Here is an 11,481-nt window from a genome sequence, read left to right on the forward strand (position 1 = left end):
TTTTTTGTCTTAAATTTCTGAACCCTATTTATCAAAATCTCTAAACTCTATTTATTAAAATTATAGTAACTTAATGATTTTGCCACTACCTATTAAAAACTTATATAAGTATATACTTCGCTTTTAGGGCTATTCTCCAAAAAAAGAGGACAAAGAAGCGAGCAATGCTTCTTGATTCATACCTTCCCCTATAAATACAATATCTTTGGATGTAAAACTACTTTTGACAGCAGGGAGAATCTCAGGTTGCTGCATGACTTTGCGTACAGATTGTAGCAATAGCGGACCTTCATCTGTATGTAAAACGCCCTTGACTCGCAGAATCGTATCTCCCCGCGCATGCAGCAACGCCGATAGCCAAACGGTAAACTCAACCCAACCGACTTCTTTAGGAATCGGCAGCGAAACCACAGTCGTTGGAACAACCCCATTGACAAGAGTCGTCTCATAGATTTCGGTCGGCGCTGGTAGTTTAGGTACAGGGCTTTCGACGCCGAATGTGGATAAGGAGATTGGGACAGCTGGATTGATGTTACTAATAGTCGAGACAAGGTTTGATAGGGACTGCTCAGCTACTTCTTTTGATTTTGCAATGACAATGCGATCAGCCGACAGTATCTGCTGACGACACAATACATCCGTTTTTAGCGCCACATGAAAATGTAGCGCATCAACCATAATAATGGTTTCTTTGAGCGCAAAATGGTAAATGAGAATCGGATGCTCTTTGATGGCGACTATGATTTCTTTGGGATCAGCCAAGCCACTGGTTTCTATAACCAAGGTATCAGGAATAAGAGCATCAGGCTGAGCAGTGGCCAAATCGCTCGTTTGTCCGTTCGTTCTGGATTCGGCAACCGTAAGCAGTGCTGATATGAGCTCCTCTTTACCTTTTGGAGTACCTGCGGTTCCAGTCAGAACATTGACACTCATTGCTTCGCCCAACAGCAAATCATCAACAGGCTGCTCGGCCGCTTCTTGGGTGAATACTTGAGCACGGCCAAACCTCTTAGTAAAAAGCGCATGTCGCAGCCACGTGGTCTTACCTGACCCCAGATAGCCGCTTAGTAGAACGATATTGAGACGATTGTCTTGTGAGGTTTGCATTGAAGTCAAGCCATAGAGTGGGGTGCCAACGGATCGATTACAAAACCTTGACGACGTTCTACTTCAGCCCACAGCTCAGTTAGATTATCAACCATGACGCGGGCCCCGCCTGGACATATCAGCTGAAGCTGCGGAATTACCCCATCAGCATAAACTGAGAACCCATAAGGTTTTAGCACCCGCTTTAAGACAGATATTCTTTGAAACATTGCTCTCATGCGAATGCTGCCTTTTTGAGCGCCTGCTTCTGTCCAATGCCCTGGGGCAGCTGGGTTTCCACATCCATTACACATGACTCTTCTCCCTATAAGTGACCAGTACTTTAACCATGCCACTAAGATCCATAAATTTATCAATGCAGCGTTCAAATAACTTCCGGACGCTTACCACCTTCAAATGGGAAACGTGTGCGAAAATCAGCAGCGATATCTTCGAATGGCATCCAAACAACCCCTTCATGACCGTTGATATAGTCAATTAGACGCTCAAGCATCATGAGTACATGTGGACGTCCAGAGACATCCGGATGAATCGTGAAGGGAAACACGGCATAGTCCATATTACGGTAGACCCAGTCAAACTGATCACGCCACATTTGCTCGATATCGCGTGGGTTGACAAATCCATGGCTGTTAGGGACATTTTTCATAAACAGCATTGGGGGTAAATCATCCACACACCAGTTGGCAGCAATCTCGACCAAATCGATCTCGTCGCCATGGGTCATAGGATGCATCCATTCTTCTGCCGTTTTTGAGTAGTCAATAACGTTCCAATCATCGCCAACTCGAGCATAAAAAGGCTGAAAATCACGGTAACCTTGGCTATGGTCATATTTAAAATTATATTTGGCTAAGATTTCAGGGGTCGCAGCTGACATCTCCCACCACGGTGCCACATAGCCACGCGGGCTTTGACCCGTCAGCTTGGTAATCAGCTCAACCGACTTTTCCATGACTGCCTCTTCTTGAGCGCGGGTCATGGCAATGGGGTTCTCGTGCAAATATCCATGCGCGCCTACTTCGTGACCATGATCGACGATCATTTTGGCGATGTCTGGAAAAGTTTCGATGCTATGACCAGGAATAAAAAACGAGGTGCGTAGATCGTATTTTTTAAATAACCTTAATAACCGTGGTACACCAACTTCAGATGCCCAGACGCCGCGCTGAATGTCTGAGGGGCTATCGCCGCCACCGTACGATCCAATCCATCCTGCTACTGAATCCACATCTGTACCAAAGCCACATATAATGGTTTTTTTACTCATGTCTCACTCCTTTGATGGTATAGGTTAATAGCCTTTGTTTGGGGTCTTGTCTTTACTTACTTGATAGTTATTGAACCGCTTCTATGTAGATCTGTCATCGGCTTTGAGTAATATACTTTCGACACTCAGCGCTGCCGCTAACAAATCACTGTCTCGGCCGCTGGTCATCGATAGCAAAATACTAGTAGGCATCTGATTTTCATCTAGCCCATTTGGTAAAGCGACGCCGCACCAGTCCAAAAAATTACCTAGAGCCGTATTGCGCAGCATCAGTTTGTTGGTTTGCAAGTACAAGTCATCGTCTTCTTCAAGCGGTTTAAGCTTAGGCGCCGTAATAGGCGTGGTTGGAAACAGCACAATTTGCTTATCTAAAACTTGACGGTTTTTTTCAATCAATCTTGCGCGCTTCCGTTGAATGACAAGCAAATCTCGCGCACTCATCTCTCCTGCATCAAGAATACGGTCAAGGATTCTTGGATCTATCTGCTTTGCCTGTGCCGAATGTACCAGATCCCAATGCACATCTAGCGCCTCTGGCCCAACTAAGTAGCCATGCTTACGGGCAAGCGCCCCTATATCGTCAAACTCATCACATACTCCGCGAGTGATTGTCGCCCCTGCCTGCTCAAGTGCACGGACAGAAGCTTCAAAATTTTGGATTACCGCATCTTGCGCGTTTTCAAAGACGACATTACTGGGAATAAAAAATTTGAGTTGGTCAATAGGTGAAGGTTTGGGTATGGCGATTGCACGTCCGTTGAGAATTTGCGCCGCGCCAATACAGCTTTTTAGATCAGCTGCAAGCGGACCAAAGGTGTCTAGCGTCGGTGAGAGCGGCAACGTGCCACCAGTTGGAAACGCAACGCTAGAGCCTTTATAGCCGACTATGCCATTTAGTCCAGCAGGAATGCGTATCGAGCCACCAGTATCACTGCCGATAGCCAATGGCACCAGTCCGCGGGCGACAGCTACCCCGCACCCTGAAGACGAGCCGCCAGGAATGCGAGCAGGGCCTGAGCCATGAGGGTTCTTGGGTGTACCAAAATGTGGATTGAGACCAAGGCCAGAATAAGCAAACTCGGTCATATTAAGACAGCCAATTGACACAAGGCCTGCTTGAGAGGCATTGGCCACCATATTGGCATCACAAAGGGCAGGCACGTTAGATTTAAGAATCACAGAGCCTGCGGTGGTTACCCGACCTTTTATATCAAAAAGGTCTTTCCATGCGATAGGGATACCATCCCACGGGCTTAGTGGCTTACCGTCACGGCGACGTTGCCTAGAAGCATGCGCTTCTTTTAATGCGCGCGCCTCAAACAACTCTGTAAAAATAGCGGGATCGGAAGAGCGGATGTTTGCAAACGTCTCTTCTACCAGTGCAACCGGACAAAGACTACCTTCATCGAGGCGAGCTGCCATATCTAGCGCTGACACAGACTCTTTGGTAATTTTGCTCACAATCCGTTCGCTCACAACGTACTCCATATTATTGATTTTCTTAGAGATTGTATTATCAACCATAGGCTAAAAAAACAGAGGAGTCAATTGGCATCCATAAGTAAAATCTTTGTATTTACCAATAAGAAACAATCCTCTGAGTTTATAATGGTTATATAAATTATTCACAATGAAATATATGATTGCTTGACTACCATCACCTATTTTTCAACTTTAAATGGCTCCGAAAATTGTAGTATTAAAAAACCCACCACAGATAAAATAATCGCTATCTCATAACGACCATAAGCCACTGAAATACCGATAGCACCTGTGTTCCATAAGCTGGCTGCCGTCGCGGTACCCTTTGAGCCTTCCTCATTCTTAAAAATAGCGCCACCACCGATAAAGCCCATACCAGTGATAATGGCGTACATAATCCTCGCTTCGCCTTCAGACTCGTAGATATCCATACCGACTAGCATAAAGGCACACGAGGCAATGGTCACCAGTGGAAACGTTCTAAGTCCTGCACCGTTGTCCTTCATTTCACGATTGAGTGCAATCGGTAATGACAATATAAAAGCAATGCTTAATTGAAAAAAATGGTACTGCATTAAGTCTATATCTAGATCGAATCCAAACATAATTTACGACGCTCTCTATCTTTAAGTTACAACTAAATAAATTTGGCTTATTTTATCCACTCTACTTTACTGATCGCTTGTACTGTGTCTTTTGCCATTTGATAGCAGCTTTCAATATTACCTTGTCCGCACCAGTCGCCACTAACAATCCACTGATGGGTTTGATCGAGTAATACTCCTAACGGATCACAAGCTTGCTTATTTTTGGTATCCATAACTGTCGCAGCATAGCGCCAACGATGGCAGTCTATTTGGCTGGGTGCTGTAGCCACGCTCCAATGCAATGCTTTCTGTGCAGCTGCTAGCAATTGCGCTTTAATGATTTCGATATCATCATCGACATGCTCTTCTGACCAGTCGTTGCGCGCATGAATGGTGATACTTGGAAGTAGCTCATCACGAGCAGGTTTTTGATGTTCAACAAATATTCTATCGAGTATTGAATGACTCACATAAGCCACATCCCATACTGGTGCTGTCTGATTGATCAGAGTTTTAGGGAGCCTCTCAACATTATCCCAGCCCAGCATAAGCGTATAGCATGCTTGCATTTTTGGTTCGGTAATTTTGGCATGCTCTGTAAAGCCGCTGTCTGCCATCAGCTCTACTGCTTGACCATTTGGTGCAGTACAAATGACCCAATCAAACCAGCCTAGACTGCTGCCTACCTCATCGAATAACTCAGTTTTGCTAGTATTATCTTGTCGGCTTTCAGTTTGTGTCTGGCTAAGCGGTGCAACGCGGGTTTTGAAGTTGATAGTCGTATGCTGTAACTCATCAGCCAACGCGCGCCCCCAACTGGTCATTTTAGGGGTGCTAATATAACGCGCATGTGTGGTGTCCCATTGCTCTTTTTTTTGAATATTAGGAGACTGATCGGTGTCATTGGCTGGCGTCAAATTTACCACTTGAGCGCACCAAGGCTGCAATAATCCAGTATTTAACCACGGCTGAATAAACTGCGAAAAGCTATCTGACTTAGCCGTAAAGAACTGCGCGCCAAATGCCCATTGCCAGTTTTGATTGGTCCTACTATCGGTACGATAGCGCGTGGCTAGGCGACCAACGCTACGTGATTTTTCAAAAATAGTCACGTGCAGCATTGAGGTATTATTTGATGGTTTATTTTGTTTATTAATAAAAGCGCGTTCCAACAAAGTCGCTGTCAATAAACCCGTCAATCCAGCTCCGATAATGGCTATTTTCGGCGCAGTGCTTATATCAGTGTTTAGGCCAGTATTAAAGGTAGCTTGATTGTCATGGTTAGTCTGTTTTGCATGGTTGCTAATGGATGGCGAAGAATGGTCAGTCATGAGTGCAGTAGGCCTTGTAAGATTTGGCAACGATTAAAACCTCATTAAAAACGAGTCTTTGTGTTTTTGTGATGCTGTCTATATTAAAAAGTCATGCTATTAAAAACAGCATGACTTTTGTGATATTTGATGTTTGTCTAGTAAAGTTGCGTGCGAACCATACTTATGAATCCTGTTTATAATTATGGTTCGCTATTTTATTGCTTACTAACAGTTGCTTACTAACAGTGTTTTGCCTCGCGTTCTGCTTTGACCACATCAATTATCTTGTTGATGACCGAGCTATCAGCAAGGGTAGATAAATCACCAAGCCCAACATACTGCCCTGCAGCGATATTACGTAAGATGCGACGCATAATCTTACCAGATCGGGTTTTGGGTAGAGCCTCAACGACATAGATAGCATCTAAATTGGCAATTGGCCCAATCTCGGTACGCACATGGCGATTTAACTCAGCTTTTAGCTGATCGCTTGCAACCTCTCCTATACTGAGAATAATAAAGGCAGCAATACCTACGCCGCGAATGTCATGCGGCATACCGACGACAGCGGCTTCAACCGTAGAAGGGTGAGCGTCTACTGCACTTTCGACTTCTGCAGTGCCCAAGCGGTGACCTGAGACATTAAGTACATCATCGACGCGGCCAGTAATCCAATAATGCCCGTCTTCATCGCGTTGTACCCCATCACCAGTAAAGTAGTAGCCTGGATACTCAGTAAAGTAGGTCTCCAAAAAGCGTTCATGGTCATGATAAATAGTACGCATTTGTCCCGGCCAGCTATTACTAATGACAAGATTGCCCTCAGCGGGACCTTCAAGAGCCGTATCATCGGTATCGATCACTTGCGGTATGATGCCATATAAAGGATTCATCGCAGCACCCGGTTTGAGCGCTACCGTACCTGGTATCGGAGCCAGCAAAATACCACCTGTTTCGGTCTGCCACCATGTATCTACGATTGGGCAACGACCACCACCAACGACATCATAATACCAATCCCACGCTTCAGGGTTGATAGGTTCACCAACGGTACCAAGCAGACGTAAACTTGAGCGATCAGACTCACGGACAAAGGTATCACCCTCTTTCATCATCGAGCGAATCGCCGTCGGCGCCGTATATAAAACCGTAATTTTATGCTTATCAATAATATGACCAATCCGCGCCCATGTTGGATATTCAGGCACGCCCTCAAACACCACTGTCGTCGTACCATTGGCAAGCGGCCCATAGGTAGAATACGTATGACCGGTCACCCAGCCGACATCTGCCGTACACCAATACACATCATCGTCTTTGATATCGAAGACATCGCGGAAGGTTGATAGCGCGTAGGTGATATAACCACCAGTCGTATGCAGCACACCTTTCGGTTTGCCAGTTGAACCAGAGGTATATAACAAAAATAACGGGTCCTCGCTATTCATGACTTCAGGCTCGCACTGCTCTTGCTCACCAGCGATTAAAGAATGATACCAAACATCACGGCGACCACTCATCGGAATTGAATTACCTGTACGATGCACGACAATGACCTTTTCGACGCTATCAGTACCCTCCATATCTAGCGCACGATCCACATTGACCTTAAGCGGATTGTGCTTATTACCGCGTAGACCTTCATCAGCCGTAATCACGATTTTGGATTGACTATCTATGATACGGTTACCTAAGCTCTCAGCAGAGAATCCACCAAACACCACCGAATGCACCGCACCGATACGCGTACATGCTAGCATCCCTACCATCGCTTCAGGTATCATCGGCATATATAGGGTCACACGATCGCCTTTTTTGACCCCAAGCTTACGCATCGCATTACCTAAACGACAAACTTCAGCATGAAGCTCTTTAAAGGAGATAATCTTATGCAAAGAAGGATGATCCCCTTCCCAAATAATGGCAGGCTTGTAGGGGTTGGTTTTAAGATGTCGATCAAGACAATTTACCGAAATATTTAGCTCGCCATCCTCGTACCATTTAATACGAAAGTCGTCCAAGTCATAATTGACGTTGCTAATAATAGTTGGCTTTTTCATCCAATCAATCAGCTCAGCACGCTCAGCCCAAAAAGCATTAGTGGCCTCGGGTGATTCAACTGACCGCTCATAGTCTTGGGCATACTGCTCAGCAGTGGTATTGGCAGCGGCGATAAACTCAGCCGTAATAGGAAAAGATTTTTGAGTCATGAGACATTCCTTTTTTAATTATCATTGTCTGCATAAAATATCGAAAATAAGAGATATTGAAAATAAAAGAAAAAACTATCTAATAGACTGACTGAAACTGAAGCGATAATACGACTATCAGACAATGCTAATCGGCAGCTCATCAGTAACAATGGTGGGTGCAGACAACAGGCGATCGTCTTCCATAATGAGTGACGCCTTGATTCTAGTTTGACAAATAAGAAGAAGTGATGCAAGACACTAACGACTAATTACAACAATTCCAATGTACAGCTGTTTACTTATGTATTTATACTTTCTATTAGGGCATGGTAAAAACCTGATAAGTATTTAATCCTTGTAACCCTAAGTTAAATATGGACAATAGCCACTCTAGATACACTATTTGAATGATACTTATATCATCGTATTTGTATCATTGCTTCTACCTTATTTTTACGTTTGTTTAAAAGCAGCGCTTTATGGACCAAAACCGTCATGGACAATAATACCCATTATGATGTCATCATTGTTGGCGCAGGAGCCTCAGGGCTATACTGCGCACTCACCGCTGGGCGTCGAGGCCGCCGCGTATTGGTGCTCGATCATGCCAATAAAGTTGGCAAAAAGATCCTGATGTCGGGCGGTGGACGCTGTAACTTTACCAATTACTTCGTCGAGCCTGAGCATTTTATCAGTGCCAACCCACATTTTTGTAAGTCAGCACTGAGCCGTTACCCCAGTTGGGAGTTTATCGGCATGGTTGAACAGCATAAAATCCCATACCATGAGCGTGAGCACGGTCAGCTGTTTTGTGATGATTCTGCGCAAGATATCGTCACTATGCTACTTGATGAATGCGCGGCGGTAGGTGTGCAAATACGCATTAATACCCAGATTGATAAGGTCGATGTCAATGAGACTGAATATAAAAGATTCAATCTATCGACCTCTAAAAAACTGAGTAAAAAAGATATTGCCAATGGCGTTAAACCTTCGCAACACAAATACAGCTGTGACTCGTTAGTCGTGGCGACTGGTGGCCTATCTATACCAACGATGGGCGCAAGCGGTCTTGGTTATGAGCTGGCGCAACAGTTTGGGCATCAGCTTATACCAACCGATGCCAGCCTCGTGCCCTTTACCTTTACCGATAAGACGGGCGAGCTTATCCGCGCCTTGGCTGGTATTAGTTTGCCAGTGATTGCCAGTAATGAGCGCATCTCGTTTAAGCTGCCGTTACTCTTTACCCATCGCGGTCTATCTGGTCCTGCCATGCTCCAGCTGTCCAATTATTGGCAGACGGGCGAGCACATCAATATCAACTTACTGCCTGATATCGATGTCACCACCCTACTACTTGCTCATAAAAAATCGCACCCTAAGCAGCTTATTCGTACTGTACTGGCAGACTATACAGACAATGCATTGCCTAAAAAACTACTGACAGCCCTACAGACAACGCTGTGGGATGATATTAAAGACAAAGAGCTTGCCAATATTAAAGATGAGCGTCTAAGCGAGCTTGGGAATACTATTAATGGTTGGCAACTCAAACCTTCTGGTACGGAAGGCTACCGTACCGCTGAGGTGACGCGTGGCGGCGTAAAAACCGATGAGGTGTCGTCAAAAACAATGCAGAGCAATTTTCAGGACGGGCTGTACTTTATCGGTGAGGTACTTGATGTCACGGGCTGGCTTGGCGGTTATAACTTTCAATGGGCTTGGGCAAGTGGTTTTGTCTGCGGCGAAGTGGCGTAGAGGTTTTGTGATAAAACAGACATTCGGCTTCGTATGAACTCTCATAGGATGGAGTGTTTGATAAATAAAGAAAAATAAAAAAGCCCCGATAGCGTGATGCTAGCTGGGACTTTGGATCTTGAGAACGATACTCTTTAGAGTTTTTGCGTAGGCTGGGTTTTTAACCCAGCATTTAGCTTTTGCAAAGTTTCAAAGCTGGGTTAAAAACCCAGCCTACAATAGTTTATGCTAAGTTGAAGGTTACAGATTAAGCCTGTTTTTTGTCCAAATACGGATAATCGGTATAACCCTCAGCACCGCCACCATAGAAGGTTTGTGGATGCTGTTCATTGAGCGGTGCATCTTGACGAATACGCTCAGGCAAATCAGGGTTTGCAATGAAATCACGACCAAACGCAACCGCGTCAATATAACCTTCACGGACATTTCTTTCTGCTTTTTCGGCCGTATAACCACCCGCTGCAATGATCGTATTGTCAAAGGCATCACGAATACGCTGGCGGAAACCGTCATTATATGGCGTGCCTCCTGCCCAATCAGGCTCAGAGAGATGAAGATACATCAAACCGCGTTTGTTGATTTGCTCAATGAGCCAGATGTTATCACCTTCATCATAGCCGGCTTCTACGGCGTTAAACGTGCCTTGTGGCGAGAGTCGAATACCGACGTGATCGTTATCCCACTCATCAACACAAGCATCGATGACATCAAGGGTTAAGCGCGCGCGGTTTTCACGACTGCCGCCGTATTCGTCATCACGCTTGTTGGTTTGCTCAACCCAAAATTGATGCAACAGATAACCATGGGCACCATGAACCTCTACGCCATCAAATCCTGCTTCTCGTGCCGTCTTGGTTGCATAAGCAAAGTCCTTAATCACTTGCTTGATTTCATCAGCAGTGGCTGGACGTGGTGGCGTCGTTTCAACGCGAATTGCTTGATTATCGCTATCACGTAAAGAGGTGCGAGCACCGACTTCGACGTCCGACGCTGAAATAGGCGCTTTACCATCAGGCTGTACACTTTCATGCGCCACTAGACCCGTATGCCATAGCTGTACGACGATTTTGCCGCCTTTAGCATGGACATTATCGACGATGGCTTTCCACGCGGTCATCTGATCTTTAGTATGGATGCCAGGCGCACCTGCATAACCTTTTGCTTGAAATGATACTTGCGTCGCCTCAGCGATCACAAGGCCCGCTCCCGCTGCACGCTGTGAATAGTATTCACCTGCTAATGCCGTTGGTACATCGCCTGGCTCAACAGCGCGTAGACGAGTTAGTGGTGCCATAATGATGCGGTTTTTTAGGGTTTGAGTGCCCATTTTTACTGTTTCAAATAAATTATCGTAAGCCATAGTATGCCTTGTTTGTGGTTATAAAAAATATGGGTAAAAATGATATTCACAACTATAAAGCAATCTATTTATAATTATGAAAACTTTATGAGTCATTAGGTCAACAAAATGTATGTTTGTTCGATAGATCAGTAGGTACTTTTTGAATCAATACCTATTAGATGATTACCTGTTAAATAGATATCTATCAAATAAGAATCTGTATTCAAGAACATACGTCTGAATACTTATACTTAAGTACCAATACGTACCAATACTTAAGCACCTATATTGAACGACCGTTCTCTTTATAAGGGATGACTATGATTATTCAAGTAAGCTTTACAAACCGAAACACCTTTTCAGCTCTATTTGATAATTGAAAAAAGATTACATTGACTATCTCTAAAGAATATAAAAGAGTAGAATGTAT

9 protein-coding genes are annotated in these 11,481 nt (G+C 44.7%); 1 reads left to right on the forward strand and 8 read right to left on the reverse strand.

The features are described from left to right. Positions 1-129: 129 nt before the first annotated feature. The 7 genes from Q0890_RS05565 to acs form a co-directional block, all read right to left on the reverse strand. On the reverse strand, positions 130-1,107 hold the full coding sequence (locus tag Q0890_RS05565) for a GTP-binding protein (protein ID WP_299218453.1): 978 nt from the start codon (positions 1,105-1,107) through the stop codon (positions 130-132). A 5-nt stretch (positions 1,108-1,112) separates the two neighbouring features. Beyond that, a complete protein-coding gene (locus tag Q0890_RS05570) occupies positions 1,113-1,400 on the reverse strand; it encodes a hypothetical protein (protein ID WP_299218455.1) in 288 nt (95 codons plus the stop codon). A 71-nt stretch (positions 1,401-1,471) separates the two neighbouring features. Continuing rightward, positions 1,472-2,377: a polysaccharide deacetylase gene (locus Q0890_RS05575; RefSeq protein WP_299218457.1), complete on the reverse strand. Its 906-nt coding sequence runs from the start codon at positions 2,375-2,377 to the stop codon at positions 1,472-1,474. A gap of 81 nt (positions 2,378-2,458) precedes the next feature. Next, positions 2,459-3,853, reverse strand: coding sequence for an amidase family protein (locus tag Q0890_RS05580; protein WP_299218459.1), 1,395 nt, complete (start codon positions 3,851-3,853; stop codon positions 2,459-2,461). Between the two features lie 185 nt (positions 3,854-4,038). Continuing rightward, positions 4,039-4,464 (reverse strand): MgtC/SapB family protein, encoded by a 426-nt coding sequence (locus tag Q0890_RS05585; RefSeq protein ID WP_299218461.1) that lies wholly within the window; start codon positions 4,462-4,464, stop codon positions 4,039-4,041. A 47-nt stretch (positions 4,465-4,511) separates the two neighbouring features. Next, positions 4,512-5,777 carry an NAD(P)-binding protein gene (locus Q0890_RS05590; protein ID WP_299218463.1) on the reverse strand — a complete coding sequence of 422 codons (1,266 nt, stop codon included), beginning with the start codon at positions 5,775-5,777 and terminating at the stop codon, positions 4,512-4,514. Positions 5,778-5,998: 221 nt separating this feature from the next. Further along, positions 5,999-7,969, reverse strand: a complete 1,971-nt coding sequence (gene acs, locus Q0890_RS05595) for an acetate--CoA ligase (protein ID WP_299218465.1) — start codon at positions 7,967-7,969, stop codon at positions 5,999-6,001. Positions 7,970-8,446: 477 nt separating this feature from the next. Here acs and Q0890_RS05600 point away from each other — a divergent pair, with 477 nt between their 5' ends. Then, entirely contained in the window at positions 8,447-9,709 is a 1,263-nt protein-coding gene (locus tag Q0890_RS05600) for an NAD(P)/FAD-dependent oxidoreductase (protein WP_299218468.1), read from the forward strand. 247 nt (positions 9,710-9,956) lie between these two features. Here Q0890_RS05600 and Q0890_RS05605 read toward each other — a convergent pair whose 3' ends face one another. Continuing rightward, positions 9,957-11,069: an alkene reductase gene (locus Q0890_RS05605; RefSeq protein WP_299218470.1), complete on the reverse strand. Its 1,113-nt coding sequence runs from the start codon at positions 11,067-11,069 to the stop codon at positions 9,957-9,959. Between the last annotated feature and the right edge of the window lie 412 nt (positions 11,070-11,481).

This window comes from uncultured Psychrobacter sp. (genome assembly GCF_947488565.1).
In the GTDB taxonomy this organism is placed as follows: domain Bacteria; phylum Pseudomonadota; class Gammaproteobacteria; order Pseudomonadales; family Moraxellaceae; genus Psychrobacter; species Psychrobacter saeujeotis.

Bases quoted from the DNA above. Each gene is read 5' to 3' on its own strand.
- Q0890_RS05600 (WP_299218468.1), top strand. From the start codon at position 8,447: ATGGACAATAATACCCATTATGATGTCATCATTGTTGGCGCAGGAGCC.
- Q0890_RS05570 (WP_299218455.1), bottom strand. From the start codon at position 1,400: ATGTGTAATGGATGTGGAAACCCAGCTGCCCCAGGGCATTGGACAGAA.
- Q0890_RS05605 (WP_299218470.1), bottom strand. From the start codon at position 11,069: ATGGCTTACGATAATTTATTTGAAACAGTAAAAATGGGCACTCAAACC.
- Q0890_RS05585 (WP_299218461.1), bottom strand. From the start codon at position 4,464: ATGTTTGGATTCGATCTAGATATAGACTTAATGCAGTACCATTTTTTT.
- Q0890_RS05575 (WP_299218457.1), bottom strand. From the start codon at position 2,377: ATGAGTAAAAAAACCATTATATGTGGCTTTGGTACAGATGTGGATTCA.
- acs (WP_299218465.1), bottom strand. From the start codon at position 7,969: ATGACTCAAAAATCTTTTCCTATTACGGCTGAGTTTATCGCCGCTGCC.
- Q0890_RS05590 (WP_299218463.1), bottom strand. From the start codon at position 5,777: ATGACTGACCATTCTTCGCCATCCATTAGCAACCATGCAAAACAGACT.
- Q0890_RS05565 (WP_299218453.1), bottom strand. From the start codon at position 1,107: ATGCAAACCTCACAAGACAATCGTCTCAATATCGTTCTACTAAGCGGC.